Below are 25,494 nucleotides of genomic sequence, written 5' to 3' on the forward strand. Positions count from 1 at the left end.
GAGGTTAATTATCCCGCTAACCAATACAGGCATTAGGTTTACGAGATTGTTAAGAAATATGTGAGTAACGCATAGCCTGTGTCTTGGGGAGGGGACCAGAGGGGCGAATTAACATTTCTTCACAAGCCCAGGACCTACTTTACATTCCTCAGAAAAAAATTCCGTATTTTTGCGGAACTCCCTGATTTGAACCCAGAGGACTTCAGTAAAACAACTCTAGTGGTCGCCTCTACCTTAAGGCATACTAAAAGTAGGTTAAATTTATTGACTAACTCTTAAGACAGTTTTTCTTATTCTCCAATCCACCGCCCCTGAAAACCAGGGAATACCTTTATTCGAGGCTCTAAATAAAATGGCGACTCAATCCTCTTCTATGCACTACCGAGGGATGGAGCTCTTAGTCTCCTATCACCAAAATCCCTCGGTGCTTGTTCGCAATCAGCTAGTGCGTTTAAATGCTGGTTTGGTCAGAAAAATAGCTCACCGAGTCAGCCATCAATGTGCTGAACCCTACGAAGACCTGGAACAAATTGGTTATTTGGGCTTAATTCGGGCGATCGAGCGATTTCAACCCAGCCAAGGTTGTGCCTTTAGCTCTTTTGCCGTCCCCTATATTCGCGGCGAAATGCTGCATTTTTTGCGGGATAAAGGCTCTTCGGTGAAAATTCCCCGGCGGTGGCGGGAATTGCAAACCCGAGGCGAACGAGTGCGCGAAACATTAACCCAATCCCTCGGTCGTGTACCAACTGATGCAGAGATTGCCGAACAGTTGCTGGTTTCTGTGGAAGAATGGCGGCAAACGAAGTTAGCCACTCAAAATCGGATGCCCCTGAGTTTAGATGCCTTGGTCTCGGTCCAGGTTGATACTCCGGTGACCTTGGGTGATACCTTAGTGGATCATCACTATCAATCTCTCCAAAGTTTAGAAGAAGAACGCCAACAACTGCAACAAGCCCTCAGTCAGTTGGAAGACAAGACTCGCACGGTGATTGAGTCGGTGTTCTTTAATGAAATTCCCCGCAAAGAAGTTGCGGAGCAAATTGGGGTAAGTCCCATGACTGTGACGCGCTGGATTAAACGCGGAATTGAACAGTTAGTGGGCGGGTTACAACCTTCGGTGACTTCCACGGAATCCTAAAAAACAGGAGAAGAAACCGGGTTTAAGCAGGATAAAAGGCTTTCACCCGATGATTTTTAATCCCCTAAACCGTTCCTGATTTTAATCGGCAGGGTGGCTGGAATTTTTGAAAATTTTGAAGCCCCTTAATGCTCAAAAATATCTTTATATTGCAGTAAATCTAAGGAAATAAAGACGGGCAAACATTGGAAGCACTGCTGGGCGAGTTCCCAACGTTCCTCTCGTTCTAGCATCCCTTGTAGCTTCTGTTGCACCGGGAGTAAATAGCGCACATCATTGGCGGCGTAACTCAACTGCGCTTCATCCAGGTTGTCAGGATTGCCCCAATCGGAACTTTGGGCGCTTTTATCCAGTTCAACTTTACAGAGTTCTTGGACTACTTCTTTAAGTCCGTGACGAGGGCTGTAGGTTCGGGCAAGTTTGCTGGCGAGTTTGGTACAAAAGACGGGTTGGACCGCGATACCGAGATGATAGAGCAAGGTTGCCATATCAAAGCGGGCAAAGTGAAAGACTTTGAGGATATTGGAAGCTTCGAGCAGTTCTTTGAGATAGGGGGCTTCTTTTTGGCCTCGGGGGATGCGAATGACGGTGACGTGACCCTCACGATCGCAGATCTGTACTAAACAGAGGCGATCGCGTTGGGGTAACAGTCCCATTGTTTCGGTATCGACGGCGATCGCCGAGGCGCACAAATACCCCGCTAACTGTTCCGGTGTTAAATCGCGATCGCACACTTGAAATGCTTGCAATGTCATAACCTACCTATGCTCGTACTCTGGGTAAATCCAAACCCCAATCTATCAAAAGCCAGCACTCTCCAGGAATTCAGGTCCCCAGTCTCTCCTAGAGTGAGGAACCCGAACTTTACCGGCGCTTGATAAAAATTTGGCTGTAATAATACTCGCCTTTGGCATTTTTAGCAATCCCAATCCCGGTCACATCATAAGCCCCCACCATATTCTTTTGATGGCCGGGACTGCCAATCCACCCTTCTACCGCTTGATTGACCGGATCCCGATAGCCCATGTTATAGGCGAGATTTTCCGCCGCCTTGCGATAGGACAGGGATTGCCCGATCGCCTTGATGCGGTTATCAAACCCATCATGACTAAAGGTCATCTCACCCCGGGCCATTGCTTCACTATGTTTTCTAGCTTGGGTACTGATACGTTCATCAAGGGTTAAAGGCGGCAGGTTCTGGGCCTGCCGATATTGATTCACCAGTTCATGAACCCGTTGTTCCATCTGGCTAAATTCAGCATCAGAAGTTACCGGAACAGGAGCCATCGGTGGGGGACTCAATGCAATTCCGGCATCTTCTAATCCCGCTTCTAAATAGGCAGAAAACTGGCAACCACTCACGGTCATCGCCATTGTCAAAAGTGCCAGCTTTGCCAGGAGAAATCCGAGTTTCATGGGGTTTAATCCAGTTAGGAGTTGGGGAGAAGATGTTTCGCCACCGTTTGTACGTCTTTGTCACCCCGGCCCGAACAATTAATCACAATCCGTGGGCTACCTTCAACTTGAGTACAAAGGGTTTCTAAATAGGCGATCGCATGGGAGGTTTCCAAGGCCGGAATAATCCCCTCTAATTGCGATAACCGCTGAAATGCCTCTAACGCTTCTTTGTCCGTAATGCTGTAATATTCCGCCCGTCCCAGGTCTTTCAAATAACTATGTTCGGGACCGACACCGGGATAATCCAACCCGGCACTAATCGAGTGGGCCTCAATCACTTGCCCTTCATCATCTTGCAGTAAATAGCTCATCGCCCCATGCAAGACCCCGATTTGGCCGTGAGTCAGGGTCGCGGCGTGTTTATCAGTATTTACCCCTTCCCCTGCTGCTTCTACCCCAATCAGGCGGATTTGGGGTTCGTTGACAAATTCATGGAATAACCCCATTGCATTGGAACCGCCACCGACGCAGGCGAGGAGAATATCGGGCAAACCGCCCCATTTTTCCAGGCATTGGGCGCGGGTTTCCTGCCCGATTACGGCATGGAAGTCCCGAACCATCATGGGATAGGGGTGGGGTCCTGCCACGGAACCGAGGATATAATGGGTGGTTTCCACGTTGGTTACCCAGTCGCGAATCGCTTCGGAGGTGGCATCTTTGAGGGTTCCCGTCCCAGCAGCAACGGGGCGGACTTCAGCCCCCATCAGGCGCATTCTAAACACGTTCAGGGCTTGACGTTCCATATCGTGAACGCCCATGTAAATGACGCATTCTAGGCCAAAGCGGGCGCAGACGGTGGCGGTGGCAACGCCATGTTGACCCGCGCCGGTTTCGGCGATAATGCGCTGTTTGCCCATGCGTTTGGCGAGGAGGGCCTGGGCGATCGCATTGTTAATTTTATGAGCCCCGGTATGGTTAAGGTCTTCCCGTTTCAGGTAAATTTGTGCGCCGCTGCCGTCGGGTCTAGCATAATGTTGGGTCAGGCGTTCGGCGAAATACAGGGGGCTGGGACGTCCGACATAATCATGCAGTAATAAATCCAGTTCAGCTTGAAATCCCGCATCGTTGCGATATTGCTGATAGGCGGTTTCGAGTTCCGCTAGGGCAGGCATGAGGGTTTCGGGGACATATTTGCCGCCAAAGCGTCCGAAGCGTCCAAAGGTATCGGGTTGTTGCGGGTTAGAGGTGGGGGTTAGGGGTCTGGGTGTGGTAGTCACGGCGATCGCAATAAATGAAACAATAATGGAATCAGACTTCCATTATACGAGGCCACTGCTCATTCGGGAGTCCTCCCTGGGCGTCCCTTTGTCCCTTTTAACTCCCGGGAGTTTGCGCTAGGCTAAACTACAATGGATTGCTGTTTCTTATGATTTGATAAGGTTTATGGACGCTTCTAAAAACAAATCCGGTCGGGACAATCGCATCGCTTATCAAGAATTCGGAACAGGCAGCCAACCGAATGCCGCCACGGAACGTCCGGTTACGGAACTGCCTCCTTCTCAGCAAAAGATTCGAGTGCAAGCCTCGCGCAAGGGGCGCAAGGGTAAAACGGTTACGGAAATTACCGGCTTTCAACTGAAACCGGAAACGTTATCCGACTTGGCAAAGCAGCTCAAAAGCCAGTGCGGAACCGGGGGGACGGTGAAGGATAATACGATTGAAATGCAAGGGGATTGCAAGCAAAAAGTCGTGGAAATTTTGACGGGTTTGGGTTACCCAGCCAAAATCAGTGGCGGCTGATTTTAATTTTTCCAATCTGCTCCAATTTAAGGGGAAATCTCCTGAATTATGCCGTCGGACTGGGGCAAACTCTAACAGCAGTTTTTAAGGGTTTGGCCCGGTTTTTAGGGCCGGGGTTCTAAACAATTTGCTTCAAATTTTGAGCGACGCTGTTGAGGCGATCGGTGCCAGTTTTGACTTGGCTAATGCCTTGGGCAGTTTGATTGGCTACTTTATTCAGGGAGTTCATGGCTTCTACAACTTGCTGAATGGCGATCGCTTGCTGTTTGGCGCTTAAAGAGATTTGTTGAGTGCTTAAGGTAATGTTATTAATGGCTTCGGTGACTCCCTCGAAGGCTTCGGCGGTTTCTTTAGCAATTTTTAAACTCGCTTGGACCGTTTTACTCCCTTCATCGGTAACAATTACTGTAGAATTAATCGCGGATTGAATGTCAGCCACCAGCCCGTTAATCTTTTCGGTGGATTTCTGACTTTGGTCGGCGAGTTTTCTAATTTCACTGGCAACCACGGCAAATCCTTTCCCATGTTCCCCCGCCCGAACTGCTTCTACGGCAGCATTCAGGGCCAGCATATTCGTTTGCGTGGCTAAATCACTGACGAGTCCAGAGATATTACGAATTTGAGAGGTTTGTTCGCTCAAGCGGAGAATTTGGTCGGCGATTTCTCCCACTTTTGCTTTTAAAGCGGACATATCCGTTAAGGTGCGTTCAACGGCTTTGCTTCCGCCTTCTGTTAAGACTAAGGCATTGCGCGCATCAGCGGCAGCGGCTTCGGCTTGTTCCGCTGATTGTCGGGAGGATGCACCCAATTCGTCCATCGTGGTTGTGGTTTGATTAACCGACGCTGCCTGATCATTGGCAATGCGTTCTTGTTGCGTCATGGTGGTGGCGATATCGGTGGAGGATTGGGTGATTTCCTGGGCGACTTCCTCCACCCTATGGTTCACACCGGAGGCAGTTACCCATACGGCATACGCCATTAACCCCAGTTCGATTAATCCCCCCAGAATGAGGATGACTTGTAAGTTATTTAAGCGGGTTTCCAGGTTCCTCGTTTCTTGGATACCCAGTTGTTCTTCGGTGGGGCTTAATACGGCTTCGTTTCTGCCTAAATTGGGGGTAGCAATGGGCTTGAGACGGTTCCAGGATTGCTCCGCTTGTTCTCGGTTAGAATAGAGCAAGACCAGAAGTATCAATAATCCACCCAAAGGTAGCAACGCTACCCGCCAAATGTAGGAGTTGAGTTTGCGATTAGAATTCATATAAGTTTTCCATTCTTTTGCAGGCGATCGACTTTGAGCGACCCTTTTCGGTGTAAGAACCCCTGATAATTTGTTGTAGTTGCTACCGATTGAAGGGAGGGAGTTATTTTCTACCCGGTGATAAGAATTTATAGAAAATTATATCATTTCTGGGAGGGTTTTTGGGGATGGGGGGAGGGGGGACAAGTTCCCTAGGCTGAGGTGAAGGAGGAAGGGGAATGGGTGGAGCGATCGCCTGATTGGGGATTGGACGGAGGTTGAAAAGTTCCGTAGTTTTACGGAAAAAAGGGGAGCATTCCTGGAACATAGAACCCCCTTCCCCTGGGTTCGAGCAGGGGTTCTCGGGGGAATAGATGGAGAGCGATCGCCCCTTTGACCCAGGCTAAGAGCGCAAAAATGGCGATCGCCACACTTGTGGGCTTGGCGGGGGTGAGGCGGCTATCACTAACTCGCCCGACCCCCGGTTAAATCCCCGCCAAAAAACCGAATACAGCGCTATTAAAGTGGGTTTAAACCCCGAAACCAGAGGCTATTTTTCGAGGTTTAGTAGTAGGATTGCTCCTCTTCTTCTTGCCCGGGTAAAACCTTTTCCAAAGATTCTACTAAGATAGGTAAATCCTTTTGAACCGTATCCCAAACGACTTCTAATACTATCTTATCATATTCATGGATAATTCTATTCCGCATCATAATAAAAGGAATTCGGGACAGAGAAACTCGGGTTCGCTCGGAGAGACGACGTTCCGCCTCTCCAATGACCTCTAAACGCCGAATCACAGAATCTTGCAATTGAACATCTTCTACAAAACTGGACCAGCTACTTCTAGAAACATAGTTCACAGCGAGTTTGGCCGAGATTAAAATATCCAACAGATATTGCAGGTCACGGGGTGCCAGCATAAATTACCTCAGCTACACTTTAAAAATAAAACGGCAGATGTCGTGGTGCGTTGACGGAAGGGAGCGGAACCTAAACCACCCTGACGCGGCCCCTTCCATCCTAGGGTCCCTCGATCGCCCACCCTGATCGGTGCAATTTTCCTGACATCCCCTCGTTTTAGCAAGGACGGAGTAGGCGTAACAGCCCCCTGAGCCAAAATACTGCGAGCCATTGGTTCGCACTCCCTTTTTTTTTCCAGCTTGAGATAATTCCCCGCCCAGGTGGGATGCTCTCTTTTTTGATCTCTATTCATAGCTTGTGTTTGCGAGGGTCGAGTCACCGTACCGGATCTACCCTACCATCGTTTTGCTCTGGGTGCGATCAAAGTTGCCCCTCCAGACCCTCAAACCGCAGAGGGGTTGATCGGGGGTTGCCACCCTGGGGCAGTCCCCCTCGCGCTAGACTGATGCCCTGCGATCGGCGCTTTCCCCGGGTATGGGCTGATGCATCCTGGGGGAAAAAGCTAACATGAAGTGGAGCGGACGAGTACAACGCCGAGAGTGCTTCTGCGGTGACCGTTCGCGATCGGTTGATATTGTATTTAACAGAAGAGGTAAAAAATGGATCCTATTCGCCTGATTTGTGCTATTTTTCTGCCGCCCCTGGGCGTTTTTTTACAAGTGGGTTTGGGTCGAGATTTTTGGATTAATTTGGTCTTAACGTTCTTGGGGTATCTTCCCGGGATTGTTCATGCCGTTTGGGTGATTGTCAGAAAGTAACTGACCCGAAACAGCCCCGCTCACACCACGCGATTGATAATCATCCACACATCCCCATCGGAACGAACGTGGGGGACTGAAATACTGGTAAATCCGGTAATAAAAGGCTTGTAATAAACCTGCCAATAACTGGGAGAAATTTCATCGGCGATCGCCTTGAGTGCTTTGACTTCTTCGCTTAGTTCATTGGCGAGTTCGTTAATCCGCTGGGCATGAACCCGGGCACAGTCTCTGGACTCTTCGACCTGGGCGGCGATGGAGTGGCGATCGCCTTGGCGCTTCAACTGGCTCTGTTTCTCAGAGAGTTTTTTGTGGAGGGCGGCGATCGCATCGTCAATTCCTTTCACTTCTACCGCAACTGCCGCCGTTTCTCTGGCGGCGCGTCGATAAGCCATTGCGATCGCTTCGGGAGAGTCATCCTCTAAAGCAAGCTCATCAATGGCAAGGGTGCTCCGTTCCCGTTGCAGGTCCTCAATTTGCGAGAGAATGGCTACTATTTCGTCTTTCTGTGGATCTATCATCGTTGACTTATTTTGCCTATCTGAATTTCCGGTGAATTCGTCGCCCTTGTGGCTTTCATCGCAAGGCACAACGAACGGGAGCGACCCTATTCTATAGAATATCCTAGATTAGACCCCTTGCATAACTCTCTGCTGCCCCCCTTACCTAACAGCGGGGCTCAAGCGGGAATGATGCAAGTGGTCTAGTTGACTTTCGCCGGAACCCGATGATTCAATGCTTTACCTAAACTTGAGGTGAGCTGTAAAGATAACACATATTTTTTTTGCCGAGGTCTATCTCCGTAAATTCCACATTCGCTGGAGTAAGGATCAGGCTGTGAGATTACACGACTTACTCCCCCCGATAGAGAGCTATAAGTCCAGCTTTATCCCTGCACCAGAGCAAATTGTAAATTTATATGGAAAACCCTAAAAAATCTAACTTTTTACAGAGGTCAATTACTATTTTTTTTCTAAAAAGTAAAATATCTATTCCAATAGGATGGTAATTCTCAATAATCTACTTTTAATGACAATAAAATCTCTTTCCGTGTATTCATGCAGGGGGATGTCATGAAGGCTCCTCCCATGAAAAGATAAGTTAAATAGAAGGGCAAAAGGTAAGCACTCTGTTTACCGGCTGTCATTTTCACCCTGAAGCTGAACTGAAAAATGCTGCTTTTGCTGACTGGCGCAAGAACCTCTGTTTCGCTCGGTGTGATTCCATCTCTAGGCGATCGCGATCGATAGTCTGAGTTAGGTCACCTACTCAGGGTAGGAAAAACCGGAGATTGCCTCTCAGTGGTGGGTCAGAATGATTGAGTTCCTCTAAATCCAGTCCCAATCGCCTTCAGTGGGGCTAAGGGGTGGGTTAACCGACCGAGCAAGATGGAAATAAATTTTTAGAAATCTTGTCAAGAATCCGGTCAAAAAAAGATGGTCCACATCTCTTATTCTACAGGTTGACACAATGAACAAAATTAACATCTTAAATGTAAGTATCGATAACTTAACCCAAGAAGAGTTACTGCTTCTCCTTAAAGAGAAAGGCGGCGTCGTCGTCACTCCCAATGTTGATCATTTAATAAAACTGCAAAAAGATCCAGAGTTTCACCATATTTATCAAGAAGCAGATTATCGAGTTTGTGATAGTCAAATTGTTAAAATAGTCTCCAAGTGGTTGGGCAGTCCTATTCGAGAAAAAATCTCCGGATCAGACTTATTTCCAGCTTTTTATACCTACTTTAAAGATGACCCCGATACTAAAATTTTTCTCCTCGGTGCTGCAGAGGGAGTCGCCCACAAAGCTCAGAAAAATATTAACTCTAAGTTGGGTCGGGACATGGTAATCGGATCTTACTCTCCTTCATACGGGTTTGAGAAGAACGAAGCGGAGTGTCAGAAAATTATTGAGATGATCAATGAATCCGGGGCCACGGTTTTAGCGGTGGGAGTCGGGGCACCCAAACAGGAAAAATGGATTTCTAAATATAAAAATCAGTTGCCGAATATCAAAGTGTTTATGGCAATTGGCGCGACCCTAGATTTTGAAGCCGGGAACCGTCCTAGGTCGCCAGAATGGATGAGTAAATATGGGGTAGAGTGGGCTTTTAGGTTAATGTCTGAACCCAAACGCCTCTGGAAGAGATATTTAGTAGAAGACCTGCCCTTTTTCTTGTTAGTGTTTCAACAAAAGTTGAATCTCTATCAATACAAAAGTCCCATCGGTCAGTTACTCAAAACAGCGGGCTTAATTTCCTCAGAACAAGTGGAAGAGATTTTGCAGGAACAAGCTTATCAACGGCATCTGCGGTTCGGGGATTTACTGGCACGCCGAGGCTGGGTTAAACCGGAAACTGTTGACTTTTTTGCTGAAGAGTTACCCCAGTTAGAAACTGCTCATCCTCAACAGCCCTTAGGGCAGTATCTGAAAAAAGCAGCTTTGTTAAACGATGACCAAATCACCCGGATTTTAAACTATCAACGTCAAACGGGCATGAAGTTTGGAGAAATTGCTGTTCTGAAAGGGTGGGTGAAGCAAGAGACCATCGATTGGTTTCTGGAAACGGTTAAGGCAGAACATAAGGTGAGGTCTTTAGAGGATAAGCAAAAGTATGGCAAACCATCCATGAGAGCGATCGCCTCTTAATTCCGGGGAAGAGTTGTAATTTTCCATCCCTTTCTAATCCTAACTAATTGTTATATAAAGCCGAGGATTGATTCACTTCAACCCTCGGCTTTGTTGTACAAAAAAGAATTTATTATCTTCATCAAACCTTTAATTTTTTATTATTTAAAAATCAAATATTAGGGATAAAATAAGCGTATAAAATTTACCAGTTGCCCGAGCGAAATATTGTAAATTTCGTTCATAAAAGAGCGAAGTGGGTAATCAGGCAAGTTGCGATCGCGCAGCAACCGTAAAGGCAACCGGGAGAAAAATCTCGGGTGTTATCAAGGGGCGATCGCCGCTGAATTTTGCGCCCCTGGGTTTCTAAAAACCCTAAATTAAACTGCCACATTCTCTCATTAAAGACCCCTAAAAAATCAAAGAAGAGGACCTTATTATGAGCCAATTTTTGTTCACCCGTCCCGGATTAGTTGCCCTTTCCACTGCCGTTATTAGTTCAATGGGCGTGCTGATTGGAACTCCAGCAAATGGAGCAACCTTTAAAGGCATGATTTACGAAACTTACTTTCCAAATTTAGAGGGATTTGAAATTGAATATACCCTCGCGGATGGAATTTTCGATACTATTCTGGCTTCCGCACCCAATACCTTTTTCATTGATGGAGATTATCTGGGTCCTGCGCCAAGCCTACCGATGAGTCTTGCGACTGTTGTCCCCGAGGTTGTAACGGATTTAAAAACGAATTTTAAGGTAGGGATAGAGGGGGATAGAACACAGCCAGTGCTTCAACTTTCTCTTTTTGGAATTACAGAGGAGGGATTATTCCTCCAACTCCTAGATGTGAACCAACCCCCGATTTACCAGAATATTTTCAAGTCAACAATACAAGCACCCGAGGGACTACCTTTGAGCGCGTGTAAAACTCAGGCTTGTGATGCGTCTGCGGACTTTGGGGGTAAAGGCGGATTCTACGGTTCTCGGATGATTGTAACGCCAGTCCCCGAACCCGAATCGGTTCCCGAACCCTCAGCGGCAGTCGCCCTCAGTGTTGTCGGTGTTCTATTCCTGAAACGTCCCCGAAAAGCTGTCACCATACCAGCGGTTGTCACTGCTGATTCCAAGTGAAAGCACCGATAAAATCCCTGAAATTGGGTCTTTGGATTGATTTTTTATCCGAATCTAGCGTCCCCGATCTCACTGTGAGTTTCTCCTGAATTCAAGGCTCGAAAAATCCGCTCAGAACCGACCCAATTGATTCATTAAATAATAGGAGCATATTATGCCCAAACTACTCTTGAAAACGCCCCGACTCTTGACCCTTTTCGTTGCGGTTTTTAGTTCAATGGGAGTGTTGAATGCGACTCCGGCACAGGGGTTGACCTTTAAAGGGCTCGCTTATTACTCTCAGATGCCCTTTCTTAGCACTTTTGAAATTGAATATACCCTCGCGGATGGGATTTTCGATACCATCGTTTCTTCTCCACCTAATACGTTTTTCATTGATGGAGAACACAAGGTAGCACCCGGTTCAACGGAAGCTCTAACCTTGGCGACGGTGGTCCCGGAGGTTGTAACGGATTTTAAATGGAAGTCATGGCAGGGCGGTTTAGAGCCATTGGACGTCGAACTTTCTATTTTTGGAATCACCAAGCATGGATTATACCTGGAGATCCTAGACCCGAATATACCCCCGCCTTACACAATGACTTTTCATGCAAGCATACAAGCACCAGAAGGCTTACCTTTGAGTGCTTGTAAAAGTCAAGCTTGTGAGTTAGAGGGGTCCATTTGGGGAAAAAGTGGATACCCCCCTTTTAATATGATTCAAACTCCAGTGATGGAATCGGAATCTGTTCCTGAACCTTCAGCTGCAGTCGCCCTCGGTTTTGTGGCTGCATTACTGATGAAACGTCGGCGAAAAACTCTCAGCGCACAAGCGGTTGTGACTGCTGATCTCGGGTAAAAGTAACAGGGGATCAAGGTTCAGGGTGCGCCGATCGCTCGGTAATAAATCCCGCGACCATTGGTCCCTATAAATACTAAGCCAAACTGCTGTTTACTGGCTTCCATTACATTGGGTTGATTGCCAATGGGAATCTCACGATCGCCGATATCAATCCAAGTTTTTCCTAAATCAGGAGACCAAAAAATACTCTCCGGTTTATTAACAACTTTTCCATATAAATAGAGGGCGGGAATTTCCTGTCCGGGGGCCGCTTTTCCAAAGGCGAATAAATAAGCCTGTTCTACCCCAGCCACTTTAGAAAAACTCTGTCCCCCATCAGGCGATCGGTATAATCCTTCCTGGTCCAAGCTGACCCAAACCTCTCCTTCAGCTCCTGGCATTGTTTTGAGAAAATGCCAGTCAGAATGGGGTAAACTTTGATAAATTGGTGCAAAGGATAATCCGCCATCTTGACTGTGGTAAACTGTACCCTCATGGTAATAATAAAAACGGTTACCATTCACCGCATCAGCCCCTAAGGGTTGAGACCATTCCCAAGGGCCTTCAATACTATCAGGTAAGCCTTGAATCGGTTGCCAGGACTGACCATTATCTTGGGTTCGGATGCCTTGAGAATCACTGAGAGTAACGACAAATTGCTGGGGATTGGTGGCAGAAACTGCAACCCGCATGGGCATCATCTGTTCGGGAAATTGGGAGAATCTTTGCCAGGTTAATCCGCCATCGGCGGAGGTGGCCCCGCCATACCGTGAATTCCAACGATCGCCTCCAACTCGGACTAAATGTTGAGGTGATTGGGCGGCATAATCTAGGCTATAAGTTTCTTGAAACGAGCCGCGATCGGAGCCAAAGCGGTGGGGCGGAATCTGCTCTAAGTGCGAGTGATAAAATCCTTCCACATCGGCTACGGCACTCAGCAGTAAAGCACCCGTGGGGGGAGAGACGAGATCAAAGGTGACGACCTGTTCATGACCTTGGCTGTAGTTGGTCCAAACGGGCAGATTCTTGTTAAAATTGTCCGTTTGCCAGACTCCATACCAGTCAGATAACCAGACTCGACCCGGAATGGTGGGGTCAAATTCTAAGGCCGATAAATGATTACTAAAATAATCATCAGGCCACCAGGGAACGGTATTATTAATCTGGGATTTTTTCTCAGTCCAAGTCATCCCGCCATCTTGGGAATGATAAAGTTGAGTTCGGGTTGTTTGCCCATGACTGACAATCAGTTCTTGAGGATTTTGGGGATGAATACTTAACCCATTAAAGGCGGGCGTTTCGCGACGAATCAAGCGCCGAAAAGAGGTATTCGGGGGCGTAATATTGTGCCAGTTTTCCTGGAGATATTTGCTAACGCCTTGGGCATGAGTAACATAGAGAGTGCTATCGGAGGCGACGGCTAATTTAAAGGCATGGGAAGGACTGTTGGGAAGGGGATTCCAGGTGGTTCCGCCATCGGTGGATTGATAGAGGCGATCGCCGTAAACGCTGGCATAAATTTGGCTAGGTTGGTTGGGGTCGAAAGCGATCGCCAGAATGCCAATTTTTGAGTCTGAAGGGGTGGGAAAACCGGGGACCAGGTTCCAGGTCATCCCGGCATCAATGGACCGCCATAGGCCATTTTGTCGGGACCCAAATAAGAGCAAATTCGAGTCATGGGGACTGACTACCAGGCGATTTCCTGCCCCGCGCAGTTCTTCGTTGCCTCCCATTGGCAGGCGGAGGTCCGACTGCACCCAAGTTTGACCGCGATCGCTGGACTTAAAAATTGTCCCCGGTTCAGCCCATAAATATTTGCCCGCAGCAATATACACCCGGTCGGGGTTGTTGGGGTCAAGTGCCAATGCCTCCCCGCCATAGTAACCACTTTCGGACCGGGTAAAGCGATCGCTCAGGGGTATCCAACGGGTAGCGGTGGAGTCCCAGCGATAGAAGCCTCCCATATCCGTGCGGATATATGCTAAGTTAGGCACTTGAGGATGGAGATAGATGCCGGTGACATATCCCCCACCGCCCACGGCCACGTTATTCCACCCCGGCGCAAACTCGGTTTGTATCTCTGGGTGTTTAATCTCCTCTGGGGAAAAACAGCCCGTCAAGGCGATCGGTTGTAAGAGAACAACGGCTAAAAGTGCGATACTTTTTGGGAAAAAAATCCTCCAGTTTAAACCCCAGGGGTGGCTGCTCATCGGTGCGTTACTCTGGCTCAATTGCGAGGATATTCTCCATGATTATCTTTCCAGACTTGCTCACCCAGCCAAGTTAAGTTGGTGGGATTTTCACAGTTATCGATATGATGACCTCCGCCATTATCCGTGGTGGTTAATTCAAAATTATCGCCCCCCCACCATGCCCAAACAATCCGCCCGATATTTCGAGGCACGGCTGTATTGAACATAAACTCAACGGGCGACTTAAATTCGCCATTTTTTTCCACCCCATATTCTCCGATAATGAGGGGGATGTTTTTGGCGATCGCCCGGTCTAAATAATCGGCCATTTTGGTCTCAGAATATTTCCACTGGTCATAAAAATGCACGCTAAACACTAAATTATCATAGCGTTTACCGTTAAAATTCATAAGTTTTTGAGACTGTCCTAAAATGGCACTTTTTTCCGAAGAAACCGATTTAGAATTCCACTCTCCCACATCTTGGCCCCAGTAATGCCCATCAATCACGATAATGTTCTGGGCGCCGACTTCATCCCGAATCACTTTAATGACTTCTTGATGAATTTTCAACCATTTATCGATATTGGCGCTACTCTCATGGCCCCCGGGTTCATTCATCACATTGAACCAGACATAAGGGTTATTTTTATATTTGGTGGCTAGGTCTCGAAAGAAATCTTTAAGGGTTTCTAAATCTTCGCCTTCATAGTAGGATCCGGTGCGGTCATGGGGTTCTACCATCGTGACTAAACCGCGCCCTGTGTAAACGTCAATGATCTCCTCAACCGTGCCATTCTCCTCATAAGATATTTCGCCGCCTAAGAGTCGGATATTGACTCTAACTGTGTTGAAATTCCAACAGTCTGCGACTAAATCGACATAGCTGGGGGTATTTCCCGGCCAGCCAAAATCCGGACCGTTGATATTCGTTCCTTTAATCAGGAATTCGGAGCCATCCGGGGCATAAATTTTACTATTTCTTACTTCAAAATTGCCTCCGTTCTGGGCGAGGCGATGGCGGTTTTCGAGAGCAAAGGAGCCGATGGCGAACACGGTGGCAGAGGCGGCCACTGCGATCGCGATACCCGCTAAAATAGAGGTTCGCATTTTTCCTTGAAACCAATGGTTAAACATTGTCACAATTCGATCAGGTTTTCCGTGGGTTTAGGCCAAATCTGGGGTGTAAAAACCTTGAAGAGCCCGCCATCATCGGGCTTAATTTGGAAAGCCCCTACCGGATGGGGTGAGGGCTATTTCTCCATTTTAACGCCCGATCAAGGGCAGGCGATCGCCAAGGGCTATTTTAGGGACACCCCGATTCCGATGGGGGATGGGGAAGTTTCGGGATGGCGATCGCGTTGAATCTGCTGGTGTTGGGTGGAACCATTTAACTGGTTGCCCCGGTTTTCGATCCAAGTATAAACCGAGGGAGGTAATAACCGCAGAACATAAGCAGCAATTAGGGTTAATACTGTCCGCTTGGGTTCTTCCAGGAGGATGCGCCAGTAGGTGAATAAGGCGCGATTGATTAACTCCACCGCAACTTTGCCATTTTTGACGCGGATGGCACTGCGTGCGAGATATCGTAGTTCGTAGGCGATCGCCAGATCCCACCATTGGGCGACAGCTTCTGGTGCGTAAGACCGGGTTTTTTCTAATACCTGTTCCCAGCTTTCAAGCTGCTTAATATAGTTAGCTGAAAGACCTCCCGTATTCACTCTGTATAACGTGAGCGCTTCGGGCAGTCCTTCAAATTTCCAGTCTGTAGTTAAGGCAATTCTTAACCAACATTCAATATCTTCCGACTGCCGGAACGCTTCATCAAAGTAAAACGTTTCCACCGTTCCATAGCGGTTCGCTTCAAATTCAATCGCTTCAAAGACCTCCCGTCGAATTACCGGAGTTGAACCATTCCCTAAAGGACTGCCTCGCAACAAACAAGGCACATCAATATCTGTTAATTGCGGCATCAAATAGGTTCCTGTGGGATTGCCCGCTTCATCAATTAAAGCGGAACGACTGAAACTAATTCCCACATTCAAGGCCGAATCGAGATGTTCAATATGTTTCGCGAGTTTAGTCGCTTCCCACAAATCATCGCTATCTAAGAAGGCCAAATATTCGCCTTGGGCGTGACGAATTCCCGTATTTCTCGCCCCGGCTAATCCCCGATTAGCTTGGCGAATAATTTTAATTCTTGGATCATCGAACTGCTGCTCACAAATTTCTATACTCCGGTCCGGTGACCCATCATCCACGATTAAAACTTCAAAATGGGAATAGGTTTGAGCCAAAACTGAGCGAATGGTTTCGGTAATATATCGCTCGACATTGTAAACGGGAACAATCACAGAAACAAATTTCATCGGTTTAATATCCTCACTTCAAACAAGTCAATCAATCGGCTAGTTCTTTTGTTCTTGGAGAATTCGTTTTTGTTGAGCGAGTCCCGTCATTTTCATCCCCCTTGCTTCTAGCGGTTTATAAATAAACGGGGGTAAGAGATAGAGAGAATAGGCTGCAGCTAAAGTCAGAAAGGTCCGCTGAGGTTCATCACGGGCGATTTTCCAGGAGGTTACCAGGGCTTTATTCGCCAGTTGCACCGCTTTTTTTCCATTGCCGAGACTAACCATCCGTCGTGATAAAAAGCGAATTTGATAAGCCCGGGCCATACTGCCCCATTCTGCCACCAGTTCTGGGGCATAAGTGCCGGTTTTAAGCAGCATTTTTTCTAAGGAAGCTATCTGTTGATCAACCTTAGTCGAAGCTCCTGCTAAATTAACACGGTAGAGGGTGAGAGCTTCTGGAATACCTTCCACTTGCCACTCACTTTGGAGGGCGATTCGGAGCCAGCATTCTACATCTTCTAAGTTGTGAAGACTCTCATCAAAATAGGCCATTGATGCTCCATTATTTCGAGTGGAGGGATGCTTAATGGCTTCGAGCGCAGCCCGACGAATCACAGGAACGGACCCATTGCCAATGGGATTTCGGCAAAGAATATGATGGGGTTCAATATTGTTTAGTCGGGGCATTTGATAAATTCCCAGGGGGTTTCCCTTGAGGTCGATAAAGGCGGACCGACAAAAACTGAGCCCAATCTGCGGCGATCGCTCCAAATGTTCTACGTGCTTTTCGAGCTTTTCCGGGGTCCAGATATCATCCCCATCAATTAAGCCAATATACTCCCCCTTTGCTTGAGAAATTCCCCGATTTCGGGCTGCTGATACGCCTTGGTTCTCTTGGTGCATCACGGTGATGCGGGGGTCATCAAAGGTTTGAATGATTTCTACACTGCGATCGCTTGACCCATCATTGACAATCAGAATTTCAAAATTAGAGTAAGTTTGGTTGAGAATTGACTGAATGGTTTCAGCAATATAAGCTTCAACGTTATAAACCGGAACCACTACCGAAACTAGCTTCATAATGACTTGTTAGATTGAGAAAGTGAGTAAAAAAGTTAGATCAGTTTGGGGTAAAATGGGTTTTAATAGCGGTATAAAACCCACGTTAGAGAGAGAATAAACGGCAACAGGGAGCTTAAGTTTTATACTGGAAAATTTGACGTTTTTGGAACCATCCCCCTACTTTCATTCCCAGATCTTCGAGTTGTTGATAAATCGGGGTAGGAAGGACCGAAAGGATGGTAGCAGCCACTAGGGTGACTCCCGTGCGTTTCGGTTCTTCTAGCACCATTTGGGGGTGAGTGGCGATCGCTTGACGGCACAATTTTAAGGCAGTCATTCCATCGCGTAACGTCACCGCACGACGCGCTAGATATCGCAAGTGATAAGCGCGCGCGGGATTTTCCCATTGAGCGACCTCATCCGGTGCATACTCCCGAGTTTTCTCCATAACCTGTTCCCAGGACTCTTGTTTTTTTAATAAGTTGGCCGAGAGCCCGTGAGAATTCACCCGATACAAGGTTAAAATTTCCGGAATTCCTTCCATTTTCCAATCAGTTTTGAGGGCAATTCTAAACCAGCAATCGAGGTCTTGCGAGCCTTGTAATCGCTCATCCCAGTAGAAATCTTCCGCAGTTCCATAGAGGTCATCTTGGAATTTAATGCCTTCAAACACCTCTTGGCGAAGGACGGCACAGGAGCCATTACTAATGGGATTACGACAGAGTACATCTCTAACCGTAATGTCAGTGAGTTTAGGCATTTGATAAAGTCCCATTGGGTTGCCTGCTTCATCAATAAAAGCGGATTGACTATAGCTAATGCCGACTTCGGGGGACTGCTCTAAATGCTCAATATGCTTGGCTAATTTTTCAGGAAACCAGAGATCATCCCCATCGAGAAAGGCGATATAGTCCCCTTTAGCTGCACGAACTCCTGCATTTCTGGCCGCATTGGCCCCTTTATTTCTCTGACGAATTAATTTTAATTTTGGTTCCTGAAATTCTTCACAAATTTCAGGGGTTTTGTCAGTGGATCCATCATCAATTACAATCAGTTCAAAATGTTTGTAAGTTTGGGCCAACACAGACTGGATGGTCTCCACAATATACTGTTCTAGGTTATATACAGGAACGATGACAGAAATTAATTTCATAGCTTTAACCCCAGAATTTACTAAAAGAATCAATGAAAGCGCTGGTTTTTTAAAATTGGATACAAAAGAGGGCGACTGCCAGGGAGAAACTTTGATAAAAGTTTCCCCACAGAATGATTAGTGCTTACGGTTAAAGGCATACCGACTTGCCCAAATCGTATAGCCAGGTAAGGCGATCGCATGAACAAGTAACACAGTTAATGCTAACCCAATCACTTGCCATTTGAGGCCGATAAACAGACTGATGGTAAAGATGGTGGTAAAGATAATATTCCACTTAAAATCAATATCCGGTCGGCCAATTGCTACCATTAATTGAGAAGCAGCATCACCAAAGGGGCGAGGGATAGCCGAGAGACAGATAATCATTAAAACCGGAATGGCTCCAATCCATTTTTCTCCAAACACAATCGGCACATACAACGGGGCCATTGTTGATTGTAAGAGGGCTAAGGGAATGATTAAAGCCCCAATTACCTTTAAGCTCTTATAGAACTGCTGCTTCATTTTGGCCCAGTCTTGTCGCAGAGCGCATAAATGAGGTAATAGGGCAGCGTTAATCGATTTAATGATGCTCAGACTAATGCCCAATCCAGCATTAAAGGCAAAGAAGTAGATTCCTAACTCGGTAATCCCTAAAAATCGACCCACGAGGATATAATCCAGATTAGTTCTCAAGGTCTTTAACAGTTCAATGCCTAAAACATTTTTACCAAACCCAAAAATTTCTTTCCATTTATCGCTCCTAAATCCTCCTTTGGGACGCCAGGAATGGTTGCGGAGGTAGATATAAGCCCACAAGGGTGTGACCATAATTTTCGGAATGACAATGGCCCAGATTCCCCACCCTAATACCGCAAAAACGAGGGATAACAAGTTACTGGTTCCCTGGACAGCGGTATGATTGAGGGCTTGAATTTCTAGGCGATTTTCTCGACGAAGTAAGATCGCTTGCACGACGCCTAGGGGGGTGATTAAAAAGACCCCGCCTAAAACGGCGATGGGGAAAATCAGATTGGTATCGCTATAAAACCAGGCAATGGGAAAAGCGACAAGGGCCTGAGCGAGAAATAAGCCGCTATAGAGAACCCAACTCATCCAATAGGCATTTCGGCATAAGTCTTCGAGTTCTTCCGGTTCTGCTTGAATCAGTTTGGCCCCAATACCGATATCGGTAAAGACATGGGTAAATTCATAAGTGGTTAAGACAATGGCGGCCAATCCATAATCGTATTGGGTTAAAAACCGGGCTAAGACTACAGTAGTCAATAACCGGACAATCCGGATGGCAAATTCGGCCCCGGTTAGCCAGCCAATATTTTGAACAAATTTGTTACTGAGTTTCTTTTTAACTTTAGTTTGAAATGTTGCAAAGTTCATGTTCCCACACCTTAGAGCGCCAATATTGAGGTTTTTCTTCGAGAGAATGTCCATCTTCGAGCATAAATTGATAGCCCTGATAGGCACTCAATCGCACGATCGCCTTTGCCTCCGCTAATGTGAGGTTGGGCCCCGAACGGCTAGAGAGAAACTCCACTGCATACTCCCAAGCTTGCGTGGGAGTATAGTGCAAGCACCAATAGGCAACTTGCAGGATGTAATACGCGAGATCGAGGTAGGGAAACCCTTCGGGGACCCCATATTCCCAGTCAATGGCAAAAATCTTGCCATCTGGCGATCGCAACAGGTTCCAGGGCGAAAAATCCCCATGTAGGGCGACAATCGGCCAGGGGCGACGGTCCAGGGCCTCTAACCACTTCACGGCGAAGGGTTCGGCAGTTTGTTGGAAGGTTTGGACCCAAGGATGCTCATCCAGGGGAACAGGTTTGGCGATCGCATACTGATCGAGAAGGGTGAGAATCGCCGGTTCTGGGGGAAGCGTTCCACCACCGATATGTTTTCCCTGAATGGGTTCGATTAAAAGCGCGGTTCCCTTACTCAACGGACCAAATTTTAAGGGTCTAGGTTGGACATTGAGTTGAGAGAGAACGGCATATTCTCGGGCGATGCGATCGCAGGCGATGGGTTTGGATGAGTATTTCAGATAGCCAATCACTTGATTGCGATCATTCCAAAGTTGAGCGGTAATTTTCTGCGCTTTCCCAGGAACACCCACGGAAAACACAGCCCAACTAAATTCCGGTAAAACCTCCCGGACAAACCCCTTAATATCGATTGATCCCGACTTTTTTCGGTTGGCAATTATCATTGGCGAAGGCCCTAAAGCCACCCGAATTCGATACAAGAGTCGCCTCAACTTTGGAGGCAAGGCAATCCCATCGGAATTAACCGAGGGAGGAGGACACAAGGAGCTTCCTTTCCATCGCTGCGAAAAATTTTTAGCCGGGACAAAAAGCCGAGGAGTATTCCAATCCGGCAAGGCGATAACAGGTGTTCCCCTCGTAAAAAAACGATCCCAGCGCATGGACTTTTTCATTAATATCTTCCTTTCTGTAAGTGATTGATTGAGATTGGGTTGGTAAATTTTGTTCCGACTTAAAAAAATGACCGAAGTTTTAGGTTTGTGTTAATTCCACCAGTAAGTTTTCCCATTGAGTTAAAAATTGGTCCCGGGCATCTTTGACCGAGTTGCGCCCGTTTTGACCCCAAGTCAAGAGGTCACTTTCGCCCAAGGAGGCGATCGCTTCCGCCAATTTAACCGGCTCTTCTGGGGGAACCAAAATCCCACAATCGCGCACTTGTTCTCGTAACCCATCAATATCCGAGGCAATCACGGGCTTTCCTGCGGCTTTGGCTTCCATACAGACTAAACCAAAGGGTTCCCAACGCGATGAAATGACCACCGCATCACATCCTTCTAAAAACTGGGGAACATCATCGATCGCCCCACAAAATTTGACATTGGTTAAGCCGAGGGCGCGTTCTTTGAGGTCTTCTTTATCCGGGCCATCTCCTCCTAAATATAAATTAACCGTATGTTGGGGAATTAACTTCATGGCCTCTAGCAAGATGTCAAATCCTTTTTGTTGGCAGAATCGACCATAAGCGGCTAAGTGAATTTCTTTGTGGGGCTGGCGATCGGACACTTCCAGAAATTCCTTCAGTTTGACCGCTGGATTAATTTGATACAGTTTATCCCCCTCAACTAGGTTGTTTTTAAACATCCAATCGGCTTGAGCTTCTGAAACCGCTACCACGCGATCGGCTAAAGAGTAGGAAATTTTTAGCATCAGCCGGAAGCGCTTTTTCTCAGGAACTTGATGCGTTTCAAATCCCTCCGTATAGTGATGCTCGATAATCACCACTTGAGTTTTTCTTTTTCGCAGATATAACCACAGTAAATTCGGAATTCTCTTCCAGGTACAGGCTTTATTAATCACCACCACATCGGGGGTCACCCGTTCGTTGATGGCTTCGTGGGCATCTAAGCAAACCGTTTTAAAGTCAAACTGTTTGGAGAGATAAGAACCCGTCAAACTCTCCACCATTGTCATGACCCCGCCCATCTTTTTATCAGAGATCAGAAATAAGATACGTTTCTTTTTCATCACTGTCGCTCCAAACGATTAATTTTTCTTTAAAGGCCATTCCCATGAGAATTAAAGAGGGCCAATAGAGGTAAGCCAAGCCCTGAATATTTTCTGCAAAGGCAAATAGAAACAGAGCAATCATAAAATGTAATGTGACCTTGGCGGTTTGAGAATGCTGGGCTTTCATCAGCATTTCTATGAAGGTCCAAATCAGGGGAATAACCAGGGCAAAAAACCCCACAACTCCGTGGAGAAACAACACCCCAAACCAAGTATGGTGAGACCCAACGGGCATCTCTGCCACCACTCCTGGCCCTTTCGGTTGAAGAATGCCATGTCCCCAGATTGGAGCATCCGTTCTCCACCGATAAACCGCCATATCATTGAGTACATCTCGAACGTGGGAAGAACTAGCGCGGGCTTGAGTAAATTGATTTTTGACAGCATTGAGAAACTCGATCAAGGCCGGTGCAAATAGCCCTAAGCCTAAACTGGCAAAACCTGAAGCAAAGATTACCCAAGGTCTTAAAAAATTGGTCAATGCCCACACTCCTACCGGAATCAAGGGTAAGGAAATAATTCCTAGCCGAGAAACCGATGTAACGGCCATTGCTGCTGCCCCCACCATGCCCCACCACCGCCATTTTTTGTGTTCCTCTTGCTGGACGATTCCAAAGTACATATTGCCAATCATGCCTAAGGCAGGTGCCCAAGGTGCGAATAAAAACATTCGCGCTTGACCCCCTTCGGCATCATATTGATACAGCAAGTTAACGTTGTATAAGGAACTCCCTCCAAAGGCTTGTAAAGGAGAAACATAGAGCTTGCTCGGAAGACCCGCCATGCTAAAAAGATAGCCGAAGGGTATCAAAATCAAACTTTGAACACACAGAATCGCAATGGCTCGATAAATCAACTTTGGGCGAATATCCAAATGAGCTGCGAGGGGAAAAAGGGCCAAAAGCGCCCAGCTTCGGAGCCATCCATTCACCGTAGAGCGAATGATTTGCGGTAATCCCATTCCAAAGTCTATATGACCCATGACTAACGCGATGTGCATGATGAACATAGCCACAATCCACAGCCAGTTGGAGGGAGTAAACCTGACCCGTTCTTCTAGGGGTGTTTCCTCAGTTTGGTTCCACCATTTTTTGAGGACATAAAACAGCAGCACATAAGCTAAAAGAGGGGCAAATACATACTGAGCACCCATAAAATAGATGATATAAGTGCCGATGATGTAATACCAAACTAACTTTTCAGGTAGGTTTTCTGGCTTCATCGCTTAGAAACTGCGGTTGACGAATTTTGCTGAGGGTACGCCGAGTTAACGGGAATCGGTTGGGGTTTAGGCTCTAATATTGCAGTCTGTTTCCGCCGTTGATTTTTGACATCCCGCATCCATAGCAGGAAAAATCCAGCGGTAAAAAAGACTGAACTCATGCCTGCACCCAGCAAGGCTAAGACTTTTTTAGGAGAACTGGGTTCTTGCGGCAAGGCGGGTGGTGTCAACATTTGAATGCGCGGATAGCTGGCAAAAATGTTAGACTTACTGATATCGAGCTGGGTTAATGTGGAAGAAAACACCGCTTCGGCGATTTGAACGTCTCGCCGTAAATTTTCCAGTTCTGACCCCTGCACCGATAAGGTTTTTAATCGATTTTCTAAGCTCTCAATCTGCCGCCCTAACTCTTGCGATTGTGCTTCTAAGCCCACGTTTTCTGTCTGAAATGTAATCAACTCTTGAAATAAGACTTCCCGCGTCGAGGCATTGTCGCCACTTCCTAAGTTTGTTTGTTCCCAGACTTCCGGGTCAAAGGGTCGCCCTACAATTTGCTGACTCCGTTGAGTTAATTGCTCTCGGGCTTGATCAATTTCCTGTTGTTTAGCCAAAACCACGGGATGGCGCGGAGTATAAACCGAGGTCAAGGTGGTTAACTCACCCCTGGCCGTTTGGTATTTCAATAAAGTGTCTTGAAACAAAGCATCAGACTGTAAGGCAAAGGCATCGTTGGCTTTTGCTGGGGAGAGTTCTAAGTTTTGAGTAATTTGGACCAGTCGGGCATTACTTTGCTGGTTCAGGGCATCCACTTCAGCTTTTTGCTTCCGTAAGGCTTCAATGGTTTTTGAGAGGTCAACCAGTTGCTCGGAAGAGATAATACTGGAGCTTACTTGATATTCGGATAATCTCGCCTGGGACCGTTCTAAGTTTTGCTGAGATTGACTGAGCAACATTTGTAAGTTGCGGTCTTGATCCGTGAGTTCTTCTTGCCTGAGTTTTTCTAACTGAAGTTCAAAGGCTTGGTGGAGGGCGCCTGCCTTTTGTTGAGCCCGTTTGGGACTATCTCCGACAATTTCAAACTCCATCAGGGTGGAGTTGCCGATAATCTCGATCTTGGGTTTATTGAAGGCTTTCAGGTCGAGATTGAGCAGTTGGGCTGCCCGGGTTCTAACCTCATCGCTTCCGGCAATGTATTTGTAATTTTCCCGAGGATCATGGTGCGAATCATATCGGTAGGGGGAATCGGTTTGGGAGGAAGCAATCCCAATGCCCGGTAAGTCTACGCGACTGGTAGAACCCGTACTCGGTAGGGTGATAGACCATTTGGTGGTATAGCTTGGGGCTTTGAGGGTGATGTAGGCGATCGCCAGCCCCCAAACCAACAGATTGCTTGTAATTCCTAAAAATAAGTAAATAGGCCACCGTCTTGTCCTAGACACAGAGCCTGACTTGCTATTATAATGAGAAAAGATTTTTACAGCATCATTCATACATTTATCCTCTTCCTATCAGCAGCGAGACTCACGGGGGGCTGTGGCTAAACTCACACCAAAAAAATTAGTGCGATCGCACAGTGGTAAAGGCGGCAGGTCTTCCGATACTTAAGAGGTTAGTGGGTTAGGCTATCCCACCCCCTTTCGGAGTCACGCCAGTCTACTAAAGTTCGACCCGATAGAAAGTCTCCGCATCTCTAAGCGTTCTGTTTAGGATTTGCCCTCACACTGGACAGTCCATTTTAGGTCCGCTTTCGACTCTCGGAGTTCTCTACCGCTTCCTTATAATTTTCATCGATCCGTTGCAAAGCTCTCATCTGCCATTGGGCTGAAGTTTGGAGGTGATTATTTCTAAAAAAAACTTCGGATCGCCAATTGCCACGCTGAAAATGAAGATTTACGGACAATCTAGGAAAGAATTAGCATAAAACCGCTTCCCTGTCATCTACAGTTCAGGGGAAAAATCGCCCGACTTTATCCGGTCAAGTTGTACCCAGAGAGTTACAATCGTTCCCACAGTCCTTCATTCAGGCTGCTTTATCGGAAATCCCGCAGCCGGGAAGGCTGGAATCACCTAAAACAAAGCCCGCTTACGCGGGCTAATTTTAACAAATGCTTTGAGGTTAGAAACCCCTTCT

The 25,494-nt window shown here is 47.0% G+C and carries 23 protein-coding genes; 6 read left to right on the forward strand and 17 right to left on the reverse strand.

Translation table 11 applies throughout. The annotated features are described in order from the left end of the window. The first annotated feature begins 352 nt into the window (after nt 1-352). Nucleotides 353-1,138, forward strand: a complete 786-nt coding sequence (locus NG792_RS25870) for an RNA polymerase sigma factor SigF (protein ID WP_261237327.1) — start codon at nt 353-355, stop codon at nt 1,136-1,138. Between the two features lie 125 nt (nt 1,139-1,263). Here NG792_RS25870 and NG792_RS25875 read toward each other — a convergent pair whose 3' ends face one another. The 3 genes from NG792_RS25875 to trpB form a co-directional block, all read right to left on the reverse strand. Further along, nucleotides 1,264-1,893, reverse strand: a complete 630-nt coding sequence (locus NG792_RS25875; protein WP_261237328.1) for a ribonuclease H-like domain-containing protein — start codon at nt 1,891-1,893, stop codon at nt 1,264-1,266. A 109-nt stretch (nt 1,894-2,002) separates the two neighbouring features. Then, the gene (locus NG792_RS25880; protein ID WP_261197891.1) at nt 2,003-2,554 is read right to left on the reverse strand and encodes a CAP domain-containing protein; all 552 of its coding nucleotides are present in this window, start codon (nt 2,552-2,554) and stop codon (nt 2,003-2,005) included. Between the two features lie 14 nt (nt 2,555-2,568). Beyond that, nucleotides 2,569-3,813 (reverse strand): tryptophan synthase subunit beta, encoded by a 1,245-nt coding sequence (gene trpB / locus NG792_RS25885; protein ID WP_261197892.1) that lies wholly within the window; start codon nt 3,811-3,813, stop codon nt 2,569-2,571. A gap of 166 nt (nt 3,814-3,979) precedes the next feature. Here trpB and NG792_RS25890 point away from each other — a divergent pair, with 166 nt between their 5' ends. Continuing rightward, complete coding sequence (locus NG792_RS25890; RefSeq protein WP_261237329.1) at nt 3,980-4,336, forward strand: translation initiation factor; 357 nt, start codon at nt 3,980-3,982, stop codon at nt 4,334-4,336. 118 nt (nt 4,337-4,454) lie between these two features. Here NG792_RS25890 and NG792_RS25895 read toward each other — a convergent pair whose 3' ends face one another. Further along, nucleotides 4,455-5,597: a methyl-accepting chemotaxis protein gene (locus tag NG792_RS25895; RefSeq protein WP_261237331.1), complete on the reverse strand. Its 1,143-nt coding sequence runs from the start codon at nt 5,595-5,597 to the stop codon at nt 4,455-4,457. Nucleotides 5,598-6,140: 543 nt separating this feature from the next. Next, on the reverse strand, nt 6,141-6,497 hold the full coding sequence (locus NG792_RS25900) for a HepT-like ribonuclease domain-containing protein (RefSeq protein WP_261197895.1): 357 nt from the start codon (nt 6,495-6,497) through the stop codon (nt 6,141-6,143). 600 nt (nt 6,498-7,097) lie between these two features. Here NG792_RS25900 and NG792_RS25905 point away from each other — a divergent pair. Then, nucleotides 7,098-7,256: a YqaE/Pmp3 family membrane protein gene (locus NG792_RS25905; protein WP_261197896.1), complete on the forward strand. Its 159-nt coding sequence runs from the start codon at nt 7,098-7,100 to the stop codon at nt 7,254-7,256. Nucleotides 7,257-7,276: 20 nt separating this feature from the next. Here the strand turns inward: NG792_RS25905 and NG792_RS25910 are convergent, their stop codons facing one another. Continuing rightward, the gene (locus tag NG792_RS25910) at nt 7,277-7,777 is read right to left on the reverse strand and encodes a hypothetical protein (RefSeq protein WP_261197897.1); all 501 of its coding nucleotides are present in this window, start codon (nt 7,775-7,777) and stop codon (nt 7,277-7,279) included. Nucleotides 7,778-8,726: 949 nt separating this feature from the next. On the opposite strand from NG792_RS25910, the gene NG792_RS25915 reads away from it, so the two are divergent. After that, complete coding sequence (locus NG792_RS25915; protein WP_261197898.1) at nt 8,727-9,905, forward strand: WecB/TagA/CpsF family glycosyltransferase; 1,179 nt, start codon at nt 8,727-8,729, stop codon at nt 9,903-9,905. A gap of 220 nt (nt 9,906-10,125) precedes the next feature. Here NG792_RS25915 and NG792_RS25920 read toward each other — a convergent pair whose 3' ends face one another. Continuing rightward, entirely contained in the window at nt 10,126-10,278 is a 153-nt protein-coding gene (locus NG792_RS25920) for a hypothetical protein (protein WP_261237332.1), read from the reverse strand. 45 nt (nt 10,279-10,323) lie between these two features. On the opposite strand from NG792_RS25920, the gene NG792_RS25925 reads away from it, so the two are divergent. Then, nucleotides 10,324-11,013 (forward strand): PEP-CTERM sorting domain-containing protein, encoded by a 690-nt coding sequence (locus NG792_RS25925; RefSeq protein WP_261197900.1) that lies wholly within the window; start codon nt 10,324-10,326, stop codon nt 11,011-11,013. Nucleotides 11,014-11,167: 154 nt separating this feature from the next. Next, complete coding sequence (locus NG792_RS25930; RefSeq protein ID WP_261197901.1) at nt 11,168-11,851, forward strand: PEP-CTERM sorting domain-containing protein; 684 nt, start codon at nt 11,168-11,170, stop codon at nt 11,849-11,851. A 20-nt stretch (nt 11,852-11,871) separates the two neighbouring features. Here the strand turns inward: NG792_RS25930 and NG792_RS25935 are convergent, their stop codons facing one another. From NG792_RS25935 to NG792_RS25980, 10 genes are all read right to left on the reverse strand, one after another. Further along, nucleotides 11,872-14,043 (reverse strand): hypothetical protein, encoded by a 2,172-nt coding sequence (locus tag NG792_RS25935; protein ID WP_261237333.1) that lies wholly within the window; start codon nt 14,041-14,043, stop codon nt 11,872-11,874. A 17-nt stretch (nt 14,044-14,060) separates the two neighbouring features. After that, a complete protein-coding gene (locus tag NG792_RS25940) occupies nt 14,061-15,134 on the reverse strand; it encodes a glycoside hydrolase family 5 protein (RefSeq protein ID WP_261237334.1) in 1,074 nt (357 codons plus the stop codon). Nucleotides 15,135-15,325: 191 nt separating this feature from the next. Next, complete coding sequence (locus NG792_RS25945) at nt 15,326-16,393, reverse strand: glycosyltransferase family 2 protein (protein ID WP_261197904.1); 1,068 nt, start codon at nt 16,391-16,393, stop codon at nt 15,326-15,328. Nucleotides 16,394-16,432: 39 nt separating this feature from the next. Next, on the reverse strand, nt 16,433-17,455 hold the full coding sequence (locus NG792_RS25950) for a glycosyltransferase family 2 protein (protein WP_261197905.1): 1,023 nt from the start codon (nt 17,453-17,455) through the stop codon (nt 16,433-16,435). Nucleotides 17,456-17,570: 115 nt separating this feature from the next. Continuing rightward, complete coding sequence (locus NG792_RS25955) at nt 17,571-18,590, reverse strand: glycosyltransferase family 2 protein (protein ID WP_261237336.1); 1,020 nt, start codon at nt 18,588-18,590, stop codon at nt 17,571-17,573. A 117-nt stretch (nt 18,591-18,707) separates the two neighbouring features. Further along, nucleotides 18,708-19,970: a lipopolysaccharide biosynthesis protein gene (locus tag NG792_RS25960; protein ID WP_261197907.1), complete on the reverse strand. Its 1,263-nt coding sequence runs from the start codon at nt 19,968-19,970 to the stop codon at nt 18,708-18,710. Further along, entirely contained in the window at nt 19,945-20,799 is an 855-nt protein-coding gene (locus NG792_RS25965; RefSeq protein ID WP_261237337.1) for a phosphotransferase family protein, read from the reverse strand. Before NG792_RS25965 ends, NG792_RS25960 begins: the two co-directional genes overlap by 26 nt. A 307-nt stretch (nt 20,800-21,106) precedes the next feature. Beyond that, nucleotides 21,107-22,099 (reverse strand): glycosyltransferase family 4 protein, encoded by a 993-nt coding sequence (locus NG792_RS25970; RefSeq protein WP_261237338.1) that lies wholly within the window; start codon nt 22,097-22,099, stop codon nt 21,107-21,109. Next, nucleotides 22,065-23,363 (reverse strand): O-antigen ligase domain-containing protein, encoded by a 1,299-nt coding sequence (locus NG792_RS25975; RefSeq protein WP_261197910.1) that lies wholly within the window; start codon nt 23,361-23,363, stop codon nt 22,065-22,067. Before NG792_RS25975 ends, NG792_RS25970 begins: the two co-directional genes overlap by 35 nt. Then, nucleotides 23,360-24,853 (reverse strand): GumC family protein, encoded by a 1,494-nt coding sequence (locus NG792_RS25980; protein WP_261237339.1) that lies wholly within the window; start codon nt 24,851-24,853, stop codon nt 23,360-23,362. The genes NG792_RS25975 and NG792_RS25980 overlap by 4 nt, the downstream gene beginning before the upstream one ends. Nucleotides 24,854-25,494: the final 641 nt, after the last annotated feature.

Origin of the sequence: Laspinema olomoucense D3b, from assembly GCF_025370785.1 — a bacterium.
GTDB classification, from domain to species: domain Bacteria; phylum Cyanobacteriota; class Cyanobacteriia; order Cyanobacteriales; family Laspinemataceae; genus Laspinema; species Laspinema olomoucense.